The sequence below is a fragment of the Pseudomonas sp. CDFA 610 genome, from assembly GCF_021147865.1.
Classification (GTDB): Bacteria; Pseudomonadota; Gammaproteobacteria; order Pseudomonadales; family Pseudomonadaceae; genus Aquipseudomonas; species Aquipseudomonas alliivorans.
Window position 1 is genome coordinate 584634 of the sequence record NZ_JAGTPM010000001.1, and the last position, 19981, is coordinate 604614.

Sequence of the window (19981 nt, forward strand, 5' to 3'; positions counted from 1 at the left end):
GGGAAACAGTCCTTTCTATTAAGCATGTGCTTATTGAAATGTCCCGTTTCGTTACGCAACTTTTACGGCGGTGAAGATGGACTTTATGTTTCGCACTGCAGTGGAATCCGATGTCGAGGATTTGCTGTTTCTGGAGAGCCGGTGCTTTGAAGGGGACCGGCTGACGGCACGCAGCTTCAACTGGATGATCCGTCGGGCCAACGCTTGTCTGATTGTCGCCGAGCGAGCCGGCCAGCTTACCGGTTACGCGCTGGTGCTGTTTCATCGGGGAACATCACTGGGCCGTCTGTACTCGCTGGCCATTGCCGAGGCGGCACGAGGACTGGGACTGGGCAGGCAGCTGTTGCAACATGCCGAACAACGGGCAGTAGAGCGCGATTGCGCCTATCTGCGTCTGGAAGTGCGCCCCGACAACCTTGCAGCCATCGGTCTTTATGAGCGCAGCGGCTATCGACGCTTTGCTCAGGTCGACGATTACTATCAGGATCATGCCCCGGCGCTGCGTTACGAAAAACGCATTGTCGAGCATGCCCGGCATAATGGCCGCTCAGTGCCTTACTACCAGCAGACACTCGACTTCACCTGTGGCCCGGCTTGCCTGTTGATGGCCATGAAAGCCTTGCAGCCCGAGCGCTCGATGCTGCGTGCCGAGGAGTTGCAGATCTGGCGTGAAGCAACCACCGTTTTCATGACCTCGGGCCACGGCGGTTGCAGTCCGCAAGGGCTGGCGCTGGCAGCCTGGCGGCGAGGCTTCGCCGTGAAGCTGCTGGTGTCGATGGCCGGGCCGTTGTTTCTGAACGGTGTGCGAAGTGACACCAAGAAACAGGTGGTGCGCCTGGTCCACGAACAGTTCTGCCGCGAGCTCGACGCTTCCGACGTGCAGACGCTGGCCAATCATGCCTTGAACCTGCCGCGTGTGCTGGCGGAAGGCGGCAGACCGCTGGTGCTGATCAGCAGCTATCGCCTGACGCGCTCCAAGGCTCCGCATTGGGTAATGGTGACTGACTGCGACGCCGATTTCGTCTACCTGCATGACCCGGATATCGATCACAGCCTGCACCGTCAGGCCATCGACTGTCAGCATTTGCCGGTGAGCCACGCTGACTTCAATCGCATGAGTTGTTTCGGGACTGACAAGCTGCGGGCAGCAGTGATCGTTTATCCTTCGGCAGTTGGCGAACCTGATGATGTGCAGGTTTCATGAACCGCTGTGGCTTTAATCCTGACGCGAGGCTAGTGTGTGCGCCGCAGCACTGGCGAAGGTTCATTGGCTGTTCATTCGGATTACGCATTCATGAAAACCGTTTTTGCCACTTTGTGGACCTCGATCATTGTCCTGAGTTTACCGGCCTGCATCAGCGCGCCTGTGCCGCTGACGACAGAGACCGCCGAGCGGCTTCGTCAGCAACCGCCAGTGCGTTTCCTGCTGTCGTTCGACGACGGCCCCAGCGCAACGACCTTCTACAACCCCACCGCAACCGTGCTCGACAGCCTGGCCGACAACCCGCTGGAACCGAACATCAAAGCAGTGTTTTTCGTGCAGACCGGCGCAACCGGGGCGGGCAACAGTGATGAGGGCAGGGCGCTGATGCGCCGTGAACGGGCGGAAGGTCATGTGCTGGGCTTTCACACCGCAACCCCGCACCACACCAACCATCGCTCGCTGACGTCAGAAGCGCTTCATCAGTCGCTGACCCAGGGCAGCGAGATCATCGAGTCGATCACTGAGACGCCGACCATTCTGTTGCGCCCGCCATTCTGGAACTATGACAAACGCACCTTCGGCATTTATCAGCAGCACGGCCTGCATGTGCTGCTGACAGATCTGAGCGCCAATGACGGCAAAATCTGGGGCTACAACTTCAGCCTCAGACGCCGCTCGAACATGGTCAGCCAGCTGTCGCAGGTGCGTGAGCGCATCGCTGCGGGCGAGTTACCCGCAGTCGATGGCGTGATTCCGGTGGTGGTGACCTTTCATGACCTGAACCGCTACACAGCCCGGCATGCGCGTGAGTACCTGCAGATTCTGGTCGACAGCGCCAACCAGACTGGCGTGCGCCTGTCTGCCAAACCGTTCTACGACGACAGTGCGCAGTTGCAGCGCGCCGCGATGGCGCGCACCGTCAAGGACGCGGATGAACAAGTGAAGCTGCCGGGCCTGTGGAACTGGATCTGGGATCACAACGCTGACTGAGCCATTGTCGGTATTCCTCCGGGTCAGAGGCCTCTTCGTCTCCGACCCGGCGCTGCCCGGCAGCAACTACAGAATAAATCGTGCGTCTTCAGTGGCTTGAGGGTTGTTTGAGAAAGGCGTTCGGCCCTTGCATCAAGGGCCGAGTCGGCGTTGCAATTCAGACCAGCGTGTTCTTGCGCACCTTGCCACCCTGAACAATCATCGCCAGTCGTTCGCCCTGACCGACCAGGCAGTGAATGTCGGTCAATGGATCGCCGTCCACTACCAGTACGTCAGCAATCGCGCCCTTGGCGATGCACCCCAGTTCGCCCTCACGCTGAAGAATCTGTGCTGCCACACGGGTTGCGCTGCGCAATGCAGCCAGATTGCCCAGCACTTCGGCGCGGATCTTCAGTTCGTGGGTCTGGTACTCATGCATTTCGCCCAGCAGATCCGAGCCATAGCCCATCGGCACACCGGCCTCGGCGAACAGCACCAGCGCATTGCGCCCGGCCTGACGGACGTCCTCGATCTTGGCCACCGAATCCGGCGGCAGACCGAAGCGTTCACCGTATTCGGCGAGCATTTCGTAAGTGACCTGGGTCGGAACGGCAAACGCGCCTTTTTCAGCCATCAGTCGTGCTGTATCAGCGTCCACCAGATTGCCGTGCTCGATGGTCCGCACGCCGCACTCGATGGCCCGGCGAATGGCGCGGGCTGTGTAAGCGTGGGCCATGACGTAGGTATTGGCCGCTGCCGCTTCGTCGACAATCGCGCGAATTTCAGCCTCGCTGTACTGAGTGTTGGCAATCGGGTCTGTAGGCGAAGACACACCGCCCGAGGCCATGATCTTTATCTGGTTAGCCCCCTGCTGCAGCTCTTCGCGCACAGCCAGTCGCACGTTGTCGACACCGTCTACCACTCGGGCAATCGCACCGGCCCGGAAGCAGCATGAGCAGGGCTCGTTGAGCAGCAGTTCACCACGCGCGCGCATGTCGCCATGGCCGCCCGTCTGGGACAGCGCCTTGCCGGAGGCGAAGATTCGCGGTCCCGGAATCAGCCCCATCTGAATGGAACGCGCCAGCGCCCAGTCAGCGCCGCCTGCATCACGCACGGTAGTGAAGCCGCGGTCCAGCATCGCAGACAGAATCGGCAGTGCGCGGTACATGATGATTGCGTTGGGCTGCAGCGCATTCATGCCCAGGTTGGCGTTCGAGGCCAGTACGTGGACGTGGCAGTCAATCAGGCCCGGCATCAGGGTCTTGCCGCCCAGATCAATCACCTGATCGTGCGGTCCGGCAGGTCCTCCTTCGGCGCGCATATCGACGATGCGCTCGCCCTGGATCACGATTTCCTGATCCGAAATCAGTTGTCCCAGTTCGAGGTCCAGAATGCGGCCGTTGCGCAGGATCAGACGTGGGGATTCAGCAGTACTCATTGATAGGCTCCAGTCAGAGGGCGATTCGTGGCAGCAGACGCAGGGTCGCGATAAAGCATCGCGCCGATACCGCTGACAATCGCCGCGAACATGAGGTAGAAGGCCGGCGCGAGATTGCTGCCGGTCGAGGCAATCAGCCAGGTGATGGTGAAGGTGGCGAAACCGCCGAAAATGGTCACGGCGAAGTTGTAGGCAACCGACAGGCCGGTGGACAGAACGTGGGTCGGCAGCAACTCACCAAACGCGGCGAGAATCGAGCCGATGTAGCCGGAAATCAGCAGACCCAGCACCAGTTCGAAAATCAGCAGCGAGAACAGGCCAGGCATCTGATTGATGAACAGGAACATCGGATAGGCACTGAAAAAGATCGCGATGGCCGAGCCCAGCAGCCAGGAGCGGTTGCCGCTGCGATCCGCCATGGCGCCCACCAGCGGTGTGGCAACGATCAATACCGCGCCACCCATCATGCCTGCGCTGAAGCCCATCCATGAGGGCAGGCCAAGCACGCGCTGGGCGTAGGAGGGAATGTAGAACAGGATTGCGTAGGTGCAGACGGTCCAGAGCACCACCAGCGAAAAACTGATCAGGGTCTGGCGCGGGTAGGTCTTGATGACTTCACGCAGCGGTGAATCGACCGGCTTGCTGGCGGTGTAGGCCGGTGTTTCGTCTACCCGGCTGCGAATGTAGAAACCCACCGGGCCGATCAGCGTGCCAATCAGGAACGGTACGCGCCAGCCCCAGCTTTCCAGTTGTGCCTGGGTCAGGTAGCTGGACAGAATCGCACCCAGCGCCGAGCCGAGCAGCACGGCGACGCCGATACTGGCCTGAATCCAGCTGGAGTAGAACGCCTTGCGGCCCGCCGGCGCATGTTCTGTCAGAAACGCCGTGGCGCTGCCCATTTCGCCGCCAGCGGAAAAACCCTGCAGCAGGCGCGCCAGCACGATCAGTACCGGGGCCAGGTAGCCGATCTGCGCGAAGCTCGGCGTGAGGGCAATAATCAGCGTCCCGAAGGCCATGAGCAGGATGGTCAGCGACAATGCCGCCTTGCGCCCATGCTTGTCGCCGTAGATGCCCAGCACGATGCCGCCCACCGGACGCATGAAGAAGCCCACGCCAAAGGTGGCCAGCGCCAGCAGGTAGGACGTGAGTTCGCTGCCGGTGGGAAAGAAGACCTTGGCGATAATGACTGAGAAAAAGCTATAGACCGTGAAGTCGAACCACTCCAGGCCATTACCGATGACCGTGGCGGTGATGGCGCGGCGCGCCTGCCTGTTCTGCGGATGTGTGAGGGATTGTTGTAGTGTGCTCACGTTTTAGCTCCTGCATGCAATACACGCAGGGAACGACCCTGCATTGATAAGGGGGCAGAGTCGGAAGGTGAAACAGAATCAGGTCTAGCGCCCGTTATGGTTGAGAGTAGGCTTATACCCGATTTGGAGAAAACGCTCTTTACGCAGGTTTGCATGCGCTATACGCATGCAACTGAATCCTTGAAAATTCAGGCCGTCGAACTGATTTCTTCGCTCAGCCATTTCTCGAAGGCACGCGCCGCGCGGCGCGGCATCTTGCCGCTGGGTGTCAGCAGGTAATAGCCGCCCACCGCGCCGACGCTTGTGTTGCACGCAGGCACCAGCGCGCCGGAGCGCACATGTCTGTCGATCATGGGTTGCCAGCCGAGCACGATGCCATGACCTGACATTGCCAGATCCACCAGCACCGGATACAGGTTGACTGTCATGCGCTTGCGGATCAGCGAGGCATCCACGCCCTGACGGCCGAACCAGTCATTCCAGGACAGCCACTGGCGCTGGCCGTCTTCCAGCATCAGCAGGCAGTGATCGAGCAGTTGCGCGGGTTCGAGCAATTGGCCGTTCAGATAGTCCGGCGAGCAGTAGGCATTGACCGACTCGGCAAACAGTAACCGGCTGTCCAGCCCGGCAGGCGAGCTTTCACGCAGAAAATAAAGGGCCAGATCGAATTCGGCACGGATCAGGGAATCCAGCCCGTCGACGACGCGCAGCCGGATATCGACGCCGGGAAATTCATCGCGATAGCGACCCAGCAAAGGACCGAGCCATAAGGCCGCGACGCCGCTGGAACAGGCCAGTGTCAGTTGTTGCTCGCCGCTGTGAGTGATGACCTGCGCCGTGGCTTCTGCGCACAGGGTCAGCACACGATGAATCTGTTCGGCGTAAATCTGCCCGGCAACGGTCAGGTGGATGCGCTTGTGCTCGCGGCGAAACAGCGCTCGGCCCAGGAATTCTTCCAATTGCGCCACTTGCCGACTGATTGCGCTTTGCGTCAGGTGCAGTTCGGTCGCGGCACGGGTAAAGCTGCCGTGACGCACGGTGGCCTCGAAAGCGATGAGGTTCTGCAAGGGTGGCAGCGGTTCGATGCGCATGAAGGCTCCGGATCAGAGGCGGTCGGGAAACGGAATGGACAGCAGCCAGTCCCTGAACACGCACAGTGACGGCAGGTTCTGAAAGCGTGTGGCGTACGCCAGATAATAATTACGGCCGCTGTCCAGCGGTTCGAACAGCGTCACCAGCTCACCACTGTCGAGTTCGTCCAGCACCAGAATGCGTGGCACCAGCGCGATGCCGATGCCTGCTGACACCGCCTGGATGAGGTGTGAAGTCAGCTCGAAACTCGGGCCGGGGCGCATGACGTGGTGGTCCAGCCGGTTGCGTTCGAACCAGTCCGACCAGGCATTGGGGCGTGATACCACGCTGAGCAGCGAGTGTTGCGCCACCTGTGCCGGGGTCATGGATGCATAACCTTTCAGTGCGCCGGGACTGGCAATCAGGACCAGCTTCTCGCTGACCAGCGGGTGGGCGATGTAACCCGGCCAGTTGCCGGTGCCTGCGCAGATGATAGCGTTCATTTCGCTGGCGGCTGGCGTCAGATCCGCGTGCACGATGCGCGAGTGCACGTGCACTACATAGCCCGGATGCCGCGCATAGAAGTCATTCATGCGCGGCAGCAGCCATTTCGAGCCGAACGTAGGCAGCACGGCGAGGTGCAGGGTGCCGCCCTCGGCCTTGTGAGCGATGGTCTGCAGGGTCGCACTGCGGATTCGACCGAGGGCTGCAGCCAGTTCGTGCTGGTACAGCGCACCTGCGGTGGTCAACTCGATACGCCGGCCATCGCGTTTGAACAGCTCGACTTCGAGCTGGGCTTCCAGCGCTTGCACCTGACGGCTCACCGCGCTCTGGGTCAGCGTCAGTTCATCGGCGGCCTTGGTAAAGCTGCCATGCCGGGCGGCCGCCTCGAAAGCGATCAGCAGCGACATCGAAGGCGTGAGTCTTCTGGGGTTCATTCATAAAACTCATGGAAAAACGGCAGGTTTTACGTTTGCACTGAGGCGTCGCAGGCCGGAGAATCAAGCCAACCGTTGATATTGCCGTGCTTGCGAGCCATTCGAAGCATACGTGCTTTGCATATAAAAAGCCTAACCCGTCAGGAACACCACCATGATTGCGCTGTTAAAGCCCACGTCCGAACAGGTCGGTCACTACGACCGTTTCCTCAACGCCCTGAGCGAGGGTGGTTTTCGCGGGGAAATTGCCCGGGACATGGGGTCGCGCACCGTGCTGGCAACCGACAACTCCATCTATCAGCGCCTGCCACAGGCCGCGGTGTTCCCGATGGACAGCCATGACGTGGCCATCGTCGCCCGACTGGCTGCGCGTCCTGAACACAAACAGGTCGTTCTGACACCTCGAGGCGGCGGCACCGGCACCAATGGCCAGTCGCTGACCGATGGAGTGGTGGTCGATCTGTCGCGGCACATGAACACTATTCTTGAGATCAACGTCGAGGAACGCTGGGTGCGGGTCCAGACCGGCGTTGTCAAGGACCAGCTCAATGCAGCGCTCAAGCCACACGGTCTGTTTTTCGCGCCGGAGCTGTCGACCTCAAACCGCGCCACGGTGGGCGGCATGATCAACACCGACGCAAGCGGGCAGGGCAGTTGCACCTACGGCAAGACCCGTGACCACGTGCTGGAGCTGTCCACCGTGTTGCTGGGTGGCTCGTACGTGAACACTCAGGCCATGGACGCCACGCAACTGACGCGCGAACAGGCGCGGGTTGACCGTGCAGGCGAGGTCTATCGTTGCGCGCAGCAGATTGCCGACACCCAGGCACAGTTGATCAAGGACATTTTTCCACCGCTCAATCGGTGCCTGACCGGCTATGACCTGGCGCACTTGCGTGAGGAAGACGGCCGCTTCAACCTTAACAGCGTGCTGTGCGGTTCCGAGGGGTCGCTGGGTTTTATCGTCGAAGCCAAACTGAACGTACTGCCGATTCCCAAGCATTCGATTCTGGTCAACGTGCGGTACGCAGGCTTCATGGACGCGTTGCGCGACGCCAAGGCCTTGATGGCGCACAAGCCGCTGTCCATCGAAACGGTGGATTCCAAGGTGCTGATGCTGGCAATGCAGGACATCGTCTGGCACGGCGTTGCCGAGTATTTCCCTCAGGATCCGGCCACGCCGACGCTGGGTATCAACCTGATCGAGTTCAGTGGCGACGAGCTGAACGAAGTCGAACAGCGGGTGCATGCGTTTGTCGCGCACCTGCAGAGCGACACCTCGGTGGTGCGTCTCGGTCATACGCTGGCGACGGGCAGTGCGGCGGTCAACCGCGTCTATACCATGCGTAAACGTTCTGTCGGTCTGCTGGGCAACGTCAAAGGCGAAGCGCGGCCGCAGCCGTTTGTGGAAGACACGGCCGTGCCGCCGGAGAACCTGGCCGATTACATTCAGGAGTTCCGTGCGCTGTTGGACAGTTACGGTCTGCAATACGGAATGTTCGGCCATGTGGACGCAGGCGTGTTGCACGTACGGCCGATTCTGGACATGAAAGACCCGGCGCAGGCGGCCTTGATTCGTCCGATTTCCGATGCCGTCGCTGCCTTGACCAAGCGCTACGGCGGTCTGCTCTGGGGCGAGCATGGCAAGGGCCTGCGCTCGCAGTACGTGCCCGAGTACTTCGGTGATCTGTATCCCGCGCTTCAGGCCTTGAAGGCGGCCTGTGATCCGTTCAACCAGCTCAACCCCGGAAAGATCGCCACGCCGGCTTCGGTTCCTGAGGCGCGTCTGACCCTGGTGGACGAGGTAACGTTGCGCGGTGATCTGGACCGAACCATCGACGAGCGTGTCTGGCAGAGCTACGACACGGCGTTGCACTGCAACGGCAACGGCGCCTGTTACAACTACGATCCAGACGATGCAATGTGCCCGTCGTGGAAGGCTACCCGTGACCGCGTTCACTCCCCGAAGGGCCGGGCTTCATTGGTCCGGGAATGGCTGCGTCTGCAGGGCGGCCAGGATGTGAACGTGCTGACCGCCAGCGCCAGGGCGCGTACTGCCAACGTGGTGAAAAGCCTGGCCGAGCGCGCTGTCAACAGCATCGCCCGCGTGGCGGGGCAGAAGGATTTCTCTCATGAAGTCTATGATGCCATGTCAGGTTGCCTGGCCTGCAAGTCCTGCGCAGGCCAGTGCCCGGTCAAAGTCAATGTCCCGGAGTTTCGTTCGCGCTTTCTGGAGCTGTACCACAGCCGCTATCTGCGTCCGCTCAAAGATTATCTGATTGGCTCGCTTGAGTTCAGCATCCCGCATCTGGCGCGCTTTCCCAAGCTGTACAACGGCGTGATGGGTGCAAAGCCGGTCCGCCATCTGCTTGAACACGTGGCTGGCATGGTCGACAGCCCGTTGCTGAGTCTGATGGACTTCCGCGCAGCCTGCGCGCGCTGGAACGTCGGCATTGCGACGCCTGCGCGTCTCGCGGCGCTGACTGAACAGGAGCGCCAGCGCACAGTGGTGCTGGTGCAGGACGCGTTCACCCGTTACTTCGAAACCCCGCTGGCGGCCGACTGGCTGGAGCTGATCTCACGCATGGGTTACCAGGTCTACCTTGCGCCGTTCGCCCCCAATGGTAAGCCGTTGCAGGTTCAGGGCTTCATGGCAGCCTTCGAGAAGGCGGCGAGCTTCAATAGCCAGTCACTGCGCAAGCTGCAGGAGGCCGGTATCCCATTGATCGGCCTCGACCCGGCAATGACACTGGTTTATCGCCAGGAATACAGCAAGACCCTGGGCAGCGAGAACATTCCGAGCGTGATGCTGCCTCAGGAATGGCTGGCCTCGGCGCTGGTCGAGCAGGGTTCGGAAGCCGAAAGCGAAACGTACTACTTCCTGCCGCACTGCACCGAAAAAACCAACGAACCGGGCAGCGTAGGCCTCTGGCAGAAAGCTTTCGCCCACTATGGCCTGACGCTGCAGGTATTGCCGAGCGGCTGCTGTGGCATGTCCGGCACCTACGGCCACGAAACGCGCAACGTGAAGACCAGTGAGACTATCTACAGCCAGTCCTGGCAGCCACTGGTGGCACGTCATGGCGGTGACGACCGACTGGTTGCCGATGGTTACTCGTGCAGGAGCCAGGTCAAGCGCCAGGATGGCAAGGTGATCAGGCATCCGTTGCAAGTGCTGCTGGAGCGGTTGCGGGCTGCATGATGCTGCACGACCGAACGATCAGTTGGATGAGAGCACTGCATCCGCACTCAAACCAGATACTTTCGGAACCATCCCAGCGTCCGGTCCCAGGCCAGTCTGGCGGCGGCTTCGTCATAGCGCGGGGTCGAGTCGTTGTGGAAGCCATGATTGGCACCCGGATAAATGTAGGTTTCGTACGTCGTGCCAGCGGCTTTCAGAGCCTGTTCGTAAGCAGGCCAGCCTTCGTTGATGCGCGTGTCCAGTTCGCCGTAGTGGATCATGATCGGTGCCTTGATCTTCACCACATCCTCTGATTTCGGCTGACGTCCATAAAACGACACCGCCGCACCCAGCTCCGGATACGCCACCGCTGCTGCGTTGGTGACGCCGCCGCCGTAGCAGAACCCGGTGATACCGACTTTGCCCGTGGTCGCGTCATGCTTCATCAGCCATTCGATGGCGGCGAAGAAATCATTCATCAGCTTTTCGGGATCGACCTTCTGCTGAAGCTCGCGACCTTTGTCATCGTTGCCCGGGTATCCGCCGACCGATGACAGCCCGTCCGGTGCCAGGGCGATGAAGCCGGCTTTGGCCACGCGACGGGCAACGTCTTCGATATACGGGTTCAGCCCCCGGTTTTCATGCGCCACGACAATCGCGGCAACTTTGCCGGTCGCCCTGGCGGGACGCACCAGATAGCCTCGCACCTGACCATGGCCCTTGGGCGAGGGGTAATTCACGTACTCGGCGATGATGTCCGGGTCGGTGAACTCCACCTGCTCGGCCAGCGCATAGTCGGGACTCAGGGAGGCGAGCAGGGCGCTTGCGGTAAGACCGCCCAGGGTGAACACGGCCGCGCGGTCGAGAAATTCGCGCCGGTTGATCCTGCCATGGGCGTAGTAGTCGTAAAGTTCGAGCAGTTCAGGGGCAAAGTCTTTCGCTGTGAGACGTTCCATCCGTACCCCTCCTTATCAATCATTCGAGACCAGCCATACGCTGGGTAAGCAGCGCTTCATTAAAGCAGTGTTTGGCCCGGATGAGGCGTTTCACTTGCACAACGCCCATGCCAGAGGGCCCGGTCGAATTGTCCTTTGGCCGCATGGGCACTTTCCGAGTCCAACGCCTTCAAACAAGAGCCTCACAGCCCGGTTGCAACGACAATTATTGTTGCTGGACGCATCAAGCGCAGCGTGTTCATGCCGACAATACGACATGAATCACGTCCTGATACACCACGGTCGTATTCAACCTGTACTTTCGAGATAACGTGATGATCCTCTCCGCCGATGACCGTTCCCAGCTCTTCAAGGAGACTGCTGTCCAGTTCTGGAAACACATCATTCCCATCGTGTACGTCGCGCTCCTGATCCATTTTGTTCTGTTCGGGCTGTTCATCGCTCTGGACGTCACCATTCTCTGGGTCGCCAACCTGCTGAGCACGCTGATCTACGTCAATTGCCTGTACCTGATACGGGGGCGCCGCTACCGGCAGGCAGGTCAGTGGATGAGCCTTGAGATCATCGGCCACGCCATTCTCGCAACCTGGGTATTGGGCTGGGACAGCAATTTCAGCTTTTACCTGTTCTGCGTCGTGCCGATCATCGCCTTTACCTTTCAACTGGCCACATTCAGGCGGTTGGTCTACAGCCTGTCGATCCTGATGGCGGCTGTCGGCTGCTTCGCATTTCGCCGCTACATGGGGCTCTCGTCCGGGCTGAGCAGAGAGGTTCTGGACATTTTCGGCATCGCCAATGTACTGATCGCAACGTCGCTGTCGATCTACGCCACGGCATTGTCGGTACGCTTTACCTCTTCAATGCAACTGAGCCTGTTCCATATTGCCAATCGCGACAGCCTCACCAACCTTTACACGCGCCGAAGAATCCTGCATCGCGTGCGGCAGATGGAATCGCAGCGCCAAGGGCTTTCTGCGTCGCTGATATTGCTCGATATCGACCATTTCAAGCAGATCAACGACCTTCATGGCCACGAGTCCGGCGACCTCATCCTGCAACGCGTCGCGGGCATCATCAGCGCCTGCGTGCGTCACGATGACATGGCTGCCCGCTGGGGCGGCGAAGAGTTTCTGGTACTCATGCCCAACACCTCGCTGGCCGACACGCACAAGGTGGCCGAACGTATCTGGGCGCGAATCAGAGAGGAAGCAGGGCACATCGATACCCGCAAGCTGGACGTGACGGCGACGCTGGCGACAGCGGTCATCCATCCGGGCGAGGCCTTTCAGGTTGCGCTCAATCGTGCGGATGCATTGCTGTATCAGGGAAAGGAGCAGGGCCGAAATCGAGTGATGACGGCCGAACAGGTGGTGTGTGTTACAGCGCCTTCAGAAAGACCAGCTTGAGGTAGGCGCTGATGGTTTGCGCCCCTCCGTAGGCCTTGTCGAGGTGTTTTTCTGCCATCGCCAGATGGGTATGAAGCTGCTCGGCCACTTTCTGCTGGCCATAAAGTGACACGAATGTGGATTTACCCTTGTCCCTGCCTTGATCCTTGGCGTTGTCGAGCGCCTCGTCCTGTAGATCGTCGTACAGTTGGAAGGCCTGACCCAGCTCTGTGGCAAACCCCTGCAACTCAAACCGTACAGACTCGTCAGCGCTGCTGAGCAGCCACGCCATGTCCATGATGGCGCCGAACAGAACGCCAGTCTTGAGTCGATTGGTCAGGGCGATCTCTTCAGCACAGCGGCTGCGCTGACCTTCACGCAGGTCCTGATACTGTCCACGAACCAGCCCTTGCATGCCGACTGTATCGGCGAGAATTTCGACGATCCGGGTACGGTTCGACGGTGGCACCTCATTGATCGCGGCAACCACGCCAAATGCCCGGCTCAGCAGCGCAATCGCTGCGAGGATCGCCACGTCCTGACCGAACTTCAGGTGTACGGTAGGGCGTCCACGCCTCAACTGTGCGTTATCCATGCACGGCATGTCATCCAGCACCAGAGACGCGGCGTGGATCATCTCCACGGCACAGCCCAGATCCAGCGATGCATCGCCAGACTGGCGGTCGGAGTGCTCCAGCCCCTCGGCGGCCAGCATCAGCAGCATGGGGCGCACGCGTTTACCAGGTGCCAGCGTGCCTTCGCGCATCGCCAGCGCAACCAGGTCGCGCTCATTCCCTTCCTGCGGCAACAACTCGTCCAGGCGTTTCTCGATGCGCGCACGCATGTCTGCCAGTTGTTCGATCAGGCCATTATGGAGGGAGGCATCCATTTCCATTTTTGTCATTGCTTCTACTCTGGCTATATAGGCTCGACAGTCCAACTGCCTCGTCTCAGGCTCACTTCCTGACTTTCAAACAAACGGAACGACCTCCGCTCCTGAGTGCCTCAAGAATCTAGAGACCACACGCTCGGAAAAATGATCCAGCTGAATCGGAGCTGTCATGGATAAAATCGACCTCAGTCGACGCAAGGATGATCACCTCGATATCGTCCTTCAACAGCGCTGCGCGGGCTCTGATACAGGCCTTGACGCGGTGCGCTTCGAACATTGCGCACTGCCGGAACTGAACCTTGGCGACATTGATTTAAGCAGCAGTCTGTTGGGTATTCCCCTGCGCGCACCGCTGTTGATCAGCTCGATGACCGGCGGTGCCGAGCGCTCCACAGCGATCAATCGGCATCTGGCCCGGGCCGCGCAGCGGCTGGGGGTCGCCATGGGCGTAGGGTCGCAACGGGTCGGATTGCGCAGCCCCAACGATCAGGGGCTGACCCGCGAACTCAGACGTCTGGCCCCGGATATCCCGTTGTTGAGCAACATCGGCGCTGCGCAGTTGCTTGAAGCGGACGGCCTTGACCTGGCGCGCCGGGCAGTGGATGCGTTGCAGGCCAATGCCTTGATCATTCACCTGAACCCCTTGCAGGAAGCCGTCCAGGCGGAAGGCGACAAGGACTGGCGCGGGGTACTGGATGCGATTGGGCGTACGGTCGAAAGTGTCGGCGTGCCGGTCATCGTCAAGGAGGTCGGTGCCGGGTTGTCGGTTCCTGTCGCGCGTTCGCTGGTTGCCAATGGCGTTCAGGTGCTGGATGTGGCGGGCAAGGGCGGGACGAGCTGGGCAGCGGTCGAGGGCGAGCGCGCCACCCGGTCGGCGGATCGTGACGTGGCGATGGCCTTTGCGGATTGGGGTATACCGACGGCCGCAAGCCTGATCAACGTCCGACAGGCACTGCCCCACACGACGCTGATCGCTTCCGGTGGCATTCGTAATGGTATCGATGCTGCCCGGGCCATTCGTCTGGGAGCCGATCTGGTCGGACAGGCTGCCGGTGTGCTTGCCGAGGCGTTGGAGTCGGATTCCGCCGTGGTTGAACATTTTGAAACAATAATTCGCCAGTTGCGTATCGTCTGCTTCTGTACGGGATCGCGGGATCTGGCCGCGTTGCGTGGCGCTCGGCTGCTTGACCCACTCCCGTTGAGCGAGCGCATTTCATGAGCCATTTCGGCGTAGTGGCCCCCGCGTTCTACAGCCATTTTCAGGCGTTTCAGGCTCTGGCACTGGAATTGATCGAGCGCGGTCACCGGGTCACGTTCTTCCATCAGGCCGATACACATCGCTGGCTGACCGATCCACGCATTGGCTTTTACACCCTGGGCGCTATCAGCCACCCGCCCGGCAGTCTCGCCAGAACGTTGCGCCGGGCCGCCGCACCGCATGGCCCGCTGGGCTTGCGCCGGGTGATTAGAGACCTGAGCGCGACAACGGCCATGTTCTGTACCGAACTGCCTGCCGCACTGGCGCACGAAGCCATCGACGCGCTGCTGTGCGACCAGATGGAAGCGGGCGGCGGTCTGGTGGCTGAGGCGCTGGGTCTGCCATTCGTTTCCGTGGCCTGCGCACTGCCGATCAACCGTGAACCGCAGTTGCCGTTGCCGGTGATGCCGTTCGCCTATGGCACGGATGCACGCAGCAGACGCCTCTATGAGGCAAGCACCCGGGTCTACGACTGGATGATGCGCCCGCTGCGCAAGGTCTTGCACGATGCGTCCCATCGGTTGGGCGTGACACCGCGTAACGGCATGCACGAATACCTGTCGCCGTTTGCGCAGATCAGCCAGACGCTGGACGGTTTCGATTTCCCGCGTGAAAACCGGCCTGCGCATTTTCATACGGTAGGCCCGCTGAGAACTGCGCCTCAGACGGTGCAGGGCGAGTGGTCCATCGACCCGAATCGGCCCTTCATTTTCGCCAGCCTGGGTACATTGCAGGGAGGGCGGCTGGGGATGTTCAAACAGATGGTGATCGCCTGTCAGCGTCTGAACGCGCAGTTGCTGATCGCTCACTGTGGCGGCCTCGATGCCACTCAGGAACAGGCGCTCAGGCAAATGGGTGATGTCCGCGTGACGGCATTCGCGCCTCAACAATGGGTACTGGAGCAGGCCGATGTCGTGATTACCCACGGCGGCCTGAACACAGTGATGGATGCGATTGCCGCCTGCACGCCGATGCTCGTCATGCCGATTGCTTTCGATCAGCCTGGGGTAGCGGCCAGGGTCTGTTATCACAGACTCGGCAAGCAACTGCCTCGTCGCGCCCGAGCGGCAAAAATCCAGGCCCAGTTGCAACACCTGCTCGTGCACTCCGACAAGCCGCTGCGCCAGTTGGCGACTGAACTGGATCGGGCAGGCGGAACCTTCAAGGCCGCGAATATCATCGAAGATGTGCTTCGCACGCGCCAGCCGGTATTCGCAGGAGGCGTTCATGCGTTATGACCTGATTCTGGCCGGCGGCGGATTGGCCAACGGGTTGATTGCCTGGCGTCTCAAGCAACGTCGGCCCGAGCTGAAGATCCTCTGTATCGAGGAGCAGCCGCAACTGGGCGGCAATCACACCTGGTCCTTTCATGACGGCGACCTGAGCCAGAAGCAGCATCAATGGCTGCGCCCGTTGGTAGTCAAGACCTGGCCTGCTTACGACGTCTATTTTCCAGAACGCTCGCGGCGGATGGAAAGCGGCTACGCAAGTGTGACTTCCGAGCGGTTTGCTCAGGTCATCGAGCCTGCGCTGGGCGATAGCCTGATGACGGGAACACGCATTGTCGACGTCAGTCCGGATTCGGTACTGCTCGACAACGGCGAACGTCTGCAGGCGTGCGCCGTGATCGATGGCCGCGGTGTACAGCCCAGTCCGCATCTGGTGCTCGGGCAACAGGCATTTCTGGGGCAGTTGCTGCAGTTGAAGCACCCTCACGGTCTGGACATGCCGATCATCATGGATGCCCGTGTGCCTCAGGAACGCGGGTATCGCTTCGTGTATGTATTGCCGTTTTCCAGGGACACGTTGCTGATCGAGGACACCCATTACGTGGACCGGCAATCGTCTTCACCGGATGAGTTGCGTCGGCACATCGCCGATTATGCGCGTCAGCACGGCTGGTCGATTCAGTCCTGCCTTCGTGAAGAGCAGGGCGTACTGCCCATTACGCTGGCCGGGGATTTCAATGCGTTCTGGAACGAAAAGCCAGGCCAGCCGCGTTCCGGTCTGCGCGCAGGCCTGTTTCACTGCACCACAGGCTACTCGTTGCCATTGGCCGTCAGGCTGGCCGAGTGGATCACTCGTCAGAACAACTTTGATGCCGAGTCGCTGGCAGCAGGTATTCGCGCGTTTGCGCAGAGCCAGTGGCAGCGCCAGCGTTTCTACCGGCTGCTCAACCGCATGCTTTTTCTGGCTGGCCGACCTCAGGATCGCTGGCAAGTGATGCAACGTTTTTACGGATTGCCCGACAGCCTGATTCGCCGCTTTTACGCCGGTGACACGCTCGCCCGCGACAAGGTCCGGGTGCTGGTCGGCAAGCCTCCTGTGCCGGTCGCCGAAGCCATGCGTGCCGCAGTACGTTATCTGCCCAGACATTACGAGAGTTCTTTATGACCCCAGCAAAAAACGCCGTGGTGATTGGCGCCGGCTTCGGCGGCCTGGCACTGGCGATCCGGCTTCAGGCCGCAGGCGTGCAGACGACCTTGCTTGAGAAGCGCGACAAGCCTGGCGGCAGGGCCTACGTTTATGAAGACGAGGGTTTCACCTTCGATGCAGGTCCTACGGTGATCACCGACCCATCGGCCATCGAAGAGCTGTTCACGGCGGCCGGCAAATCGATCAAGGATTACGTCGATCTGTTGCCTGTCTCGCCGTTTTACCGTTTGTGCTGGGAGGACGGCACGCAATTCGATTACGCCAACGATCAGGTTTCTCTGGACCGCCAGATCGGCGCGCTCAACCCCAGGGACGTCGCGGGCTATCAGCGGTTTCTGGCGTATTCGAAAGCCGTGTTCAACGAGGGGTATCTGAAGCTGGGGGCAGTGCCGTTCCTGTCGTTTCGCGACATGATTCAGGCCGGCCCGCAACTGGCGCGTCTTCAGGCCTGGCGCAGCGTGTACTCCAAAGTGTCGGAGTTCATCGAAGACGAGAAACTGCGTCAGGCGTTCTCCTTCCATTCGTTGCTGGTGGGCGGCAACCCGTTTGCCACGTCGTCCATTTACACCCTGATACATGCGCTGGAGCGCCAGTGGGGCGTCTGGTTTCCGAAGGGTGGCACGGGGGCGCTGGTGCGGGGGCTGGTCAAGCTGTTCGAAGACATCGGCGGGCGCATCGAGCTCAATGCCGAAGTCGCCAGCATCGAAGTCAGCGGTGCACGCGCCACTGGCGTGCGGTTGCGGGACGGGCGGGTGTTGAGCGCCGACTGCGTGGCCTCGAACGCCGACGTGGTGCACACCTACGCCGAGCTTCTGGCCCAGTACCCTAGAGGGGTGAAGGAGGGAGCCCGGCTCAAGCGCAAGCGGTTCAGCAACTCGCTGTTCGTGATCCATTTCGGCCTCAAGCGACCCCAGCCCCAATTGCAGCACCACACTGTTTGCTTCGGGCCGCGCTACCGCGAACTGATTCAGGAAATCTTCAAGGGCGATGCGCTGGCCGAGGATTTCTCGCTGTACCTGCACGCCCCCTGCATCACCGACCCGAGCCTTGCGCCGCCGGGCTGCTCCAGCCATTACGTGCTGTCACCGGTTCCGCACCTGGGCAATGCGCCTATCGATTGGGAAATCGAAGGGCCGCGCTACCGTGACCGGATCTTTGAATACCTGGAGAAGTACTACATGCCAGGCCTGCGCGAAGACCTTGTGACCAGCCGGATCTTCACGCCCAACGACTTTCGCGACGAGTTGAATGCGCACCTGGGGTCGGCCTTCTCGCTGGAGCCGATCCTGCAGCAAAGTGCCTGGTTCCGGCCTCATAACCGCGATGCGAGTCTGGCCAATGTGTATCTGGTTGGTGCCGGGACGCATCCGGGCGCAGGTGTCCCCGGAGTGATCGGTTCGGCCAAGGCCACCGCAGGCTTGATGCTGGAGGGCGTCCACGCATGATGGCACCGGATACACAGGATCAGCAGCTTGTAGACCATGCGTTACAGAGTATCGCCGTGGGTTCCAAGAGCTTTGCGGCCGCGTCGAAATTGTTTGACCCGTTGACGCGCCGCAGCGCCGTGATGTTGTACGCATGGTGCCGCCATTGTGATGATGTCATTGATGGTCAGGAAGCGGGGCATGATGCAACCGTCGTCTCACCCGCTGAAGTACGTGAACGTCTGGCCGGACTCGTTGCCAGGACGCATGACGTCTACGCAGGCATCCCGGCGCAGACACCGGCCTTCGCTGCATTCAAGGACGTGGTCTACCGCCACGGCATACGTCGGGACTACGCACTGGATCACCTCGCAGGTTTTGCGATGGACGTGAATGCACGGGACTATCGCAGCATCGAAGACACGCTGGAGTATTGCTACCACGTCGCCGGGGTCGTCGGGTTAATGATGGCGCAGGTCATGAACGTCAGCGATGATGCGACCCTGAACCGGGCATGCGATCTGGGCATGGCGTTTCAGTTGACCAACATTGCCCGGGACATCGTCGAGGACGCTTCGGTCGGACGTTGCTATCTGCCAGCCGACTGGCTGGATGAAACAGGCATCCCTCGTGACCGCCTGGCCGAACCTGAGTATCGCCAGCGGATCGCCGTGCTTGCCCGGCGGCTGGTGGACATGGCCGAGCCTTTCTACGAGAGCGCGCAGGCTGGACTGGCCGGGTTGCCGTGGCGCTCTGCCTGGGCGGTGGCCACGGCCAGAGGTGTTTATCGCGAGATTGGAATAAAAGTGCGGGAGGCCGGGGCGCAAGCCTGGGACTCACGCCAGTCGACCTCGAAACTCGACAAACTAAGGTTGGTGGCCGCAGGAGCCTGGCAGGCGACTATTTCACGCGGGAAGCGCTATCCACCACGTCCGCCTGATCTTTGGAAACGCCCTCGTCGTGCCTATTGAGCGGACCGCCATGCAGTTCGCGCAGTTGCGCCTTCAGTTTTGCCACTGAAGGCGCGTACAGGAAGCCGAATGACACGCAGCGTTCCTTGCCGGACACCGCATGATGCATCAGATGCGCCTGATAGAGCCGCTTCGCATAGCCCGCGCGAGGCACAAGGCTGAACGGCCAGCGTCGGTGAACCAGTCCATCGTGGGCAACGAAATACAGCAGGCCATAGGCCGTCATCCCGGCACCGATCCACTCCAGCGGGTGATAACCCCCGGTGCCCAATGCAATCAGTACGATCGCAACCCCCGCGAAAACCACCGCATACAGATCGTTCTTCTCGAACCAGCCGGTCCGGGGTTCATGGTGCGAGCGATGCCAGCCCCATCCCCAGCCATGCATGACGTACTTGTGCGCCAGGAACGCGAAGCCTTCCATGCCGATCAGCGTGGCGAGAAACACCAGCGAGTTGAAAATCATCCGTTTTGTCCTCCAGGGTTGCCTGGGTTGAGACTGTGGCAGCGGGGCGGCGTTCGTTCGGGCTCTCGGGCGGTATCGCCAG

At 60.7% G+C, this 19981-nt stretch carries 16 protein-coding genes; 9 read left to right on the forward strand and 7 right to left on the reverse strand.

Annotated features, from left to right (window positions below; all coding sequences use genetic code 11):
- The first annotated feature begins 76 nt into the window (after positions 1-76).
- Together KDX39_RS02655 and KDX39_RS02660 are read left to right on the forward strand one after the other, a co-directional pair.
- Positions 77-1204 (forward strand): GNAT family N-acetyltransferase/peptidase C39 family protein, encoded by a 1128-nt coding sequence (locus KDX39_RS02655; protein WP_231659271.1) that lies wholly within the window; start codon positions 77-79, stop codon positions 1202-1204.
- Positions 1205-1294: 90 nt separating this feature from the next.
- Positions 1295-2194 (forward strand): polysaccharide deacetylase family protein, encoded by a 900-nt coding sequence (locus tag KDX39_RS02660; protein WP_231659272.1) that lies wholly within the window; start codon positions 1295-1297, stop codon positions 2192-2194.
- Between the two features lie 157 nt (positions 2195-2351).
- On the opposite strand, the gene KDX39_RS02665 is transcribed toward KDX39_RS02660, so the two are convergent.
- From KDX39_RS02665 to KDX39_RS02680, 4 genes are all read right to left on the reverse strand, one after another.
- Positions 2352-3611 carry a metal-dependent hydrolase family protein gene (locus tag KDX39_RS02665; RefSeq protein WP_231659273.1) on the reverse strand — a complete coding sequence of 420 codons (1260 nt, stop codon included), beginning with the start codon at positions 3609-3611 and terminating at the stop codon, positions 2352-2354.
- Positions 3608-4921: an MFS transporter gene (locus tag KDX39_RS02670; RefSeq protein ID WP_231659274.1), complete on the reverse strand. Its 1314-nt coding sequence runs from the start codon at positions 4919-4921 to the stop codon at positions 3608-3610. Before KDX39_RS02670 ends, KDX39_RS02665 begins: the two co-directional genes overlap by 4 nt.
- A 188-nt stretch (positions 4922-5109) precedes the next feature.
- On the reverse strand, positions 5110-6012 hold the full coding sequence (locus KDX39_RS02675) for a LysR substrate-binding domain-containing protein (protein WP_231659275.1): 903 nt from the start codon (positions 6010-6012) through the stop codon (positions 5110-5112).
- A 12-nt stretch (positions 6013-6024) separates the two neighbouring features.
- Positions 6025-6930, reverse strand: coding sequence for a LysR substrate-binding domain-containing protein (locus tag KDX39_RS02680; RefSeq protein ID WP_231659276.1), 906 nt, complete (start codon positions 6928-6930; stop codon positions 6025-6027).
- A 154-nt stretch (positions 6931-7084) separates the two neighbouring features.
- Here KDX39_RS02680 and ydiJ point away from each other — a divergent pair, with 154 nt between their 5' ends.
- Complete coding sequence (gene ydiJ, locus KDX39_RS02685) at positions 7085-10132, forward strand: D-2-hydroxyglutarate dehydrogenase YdiJ (protein ID WP_231659277.1); 3048 nt, start codon at positions 7085-7087, stop codon at positions 10130-10132.
- A gap of 47 nt (positions 10133-10179) precedes the next feature.
- Here ydiJ and yghX read toward each other — a convergent pair whose 3' ends face one another.
- Complete coding sequence (yghX, locus tag KDX39_RS02690; RefSeq protein ID WP_231659278.1) at positions 10180-11067, reverse strand: YghX family hydrolase; 888 nt, start codon at positions 11065-11067, stop codon at positions 10180-10182.
- A gap of 314 nt (positions 11068-11381) precedes the next feature.
- On the opposite strand from yghX, the gene KDX39_RS02695 reads away from it, so the two are divergent.
- Positions 11382-12473, forward strand: coding sequence for a GGDEF domain-containing protein (locus tag KDX39_RS02695; RefSeq protein ID WP_231659279.1), 1092 nt, complete (start codon positions 11382-11384; stop codon positions 12471-12473).
- On the opposite strand, the gene KDX39_RS02700 is transcribed toward KDX39_RS02695, so the two are convergent.
- Positions 12445-13341: a polyprenyl synthetase family protein gene (locus tag KDX39_RS02700; RefSeq protein WP_306456799.1), complete on the reverse strand. Its 897-nt coding sequence runs from the start codon at positions 13339-13341 to the stop codon at positions 12445-12447. The two genes, KDX39_RS02695 and KDX39_RS02700, sit on opposite strands and share 29 nt — an antisense overlap.
- 172 nt (positions 13342-13513) lie before the next feature.
- Here KDX39_RS02700 and fni point away from each other — a divergent pair, with 172 nt between their 5' ends.
- Genes fni through crtB form a run of 5 tightly spaced genes read left to right on the forward strand, consistent with a single transcriptional unit; the run spans position 13514 to position 19433 of the window.
- Positions 13514-14563 (forward strand): type 2 isopentenyl-diphosphate Delta-isomerase, encoded by a 1050-nt coding sequence (gene fni / locus KDX39_RS02705; RefSeq protein ID WP_231659280.1) that lies wholly within the window; start codon positions 13514-13516, stop codon positions 14561-14563.
- A complete protein-coding gene (locus KDX39_RS02710; RefSeq protein ID WP_231659281.1) occupies positions 14560-15840 on the forward strand; it encodes a glycosyltransferase in 1281 nt (426 codons plus the stop codon). The genes fni and KDX39_RS02710 overlap by 4 nt, the downstream gene beginning before the upstream one ends.
- Positions 15830-16996 (forward strand): lycopene beta-cyclase CrtY, encoded by a 1167-nt coding sequence (gene crtY, locus KDX39_RS02715; protein ID WP_231659282.1) that lies wholly within the window; start codon positions 15830-15832, stop codon positions 16994-16996. Before KDX39_RS02710 ends, crtY begins: the two co-directional genes overlap by 11 nt.
- Positions 16993-18483 (forward strand): phytoene desaturase, encoded by a 1491-nt coding sequence (locus KDX39_RS02720; protein WP_231659283.1) that lies wholly within the window; start codon positions 16993-16995, stop codon positions 18481-18483. The genes crtY and KDX39_RS02720 overlap by 4 nt, the downstream gene beginning before the upstream one ends.
- Positions 18480-19433 (forward strand): 15-cis-phytoene synthase CrtB, encoded by a 954-nt coding sequence (gene crtB / locus KDX39_RS02725; RefSeq protein ID WP_231659284.1) that lies wholly within the window; start codon positions 18480-18482, stop codon positions 19431-19433. The genes KDX39_RS02720 and crtB overlap by 4 nt, the downstream gene beginning before the upstream one ends.
- Here the strand turns inward: crtB and KDX39_RS02730 are convergent.
- Positions 19363-19899 carry a sterol desaturase family protein gene (locus tag KDX39_RS02730; protein WP_231659285.1) on the reverse strand — a complete coding sequence of 179 codons (537 nt, stop codon included), beginning with the start codon at positions 19897-19899 and terminating at the stop codon, positions 19363-19365. The genes crtB and KDX39_RS02730 overlap by 71 nt on opposite strands.
- Positions 19900-19981: the final 82 nt, after the last annotated feature.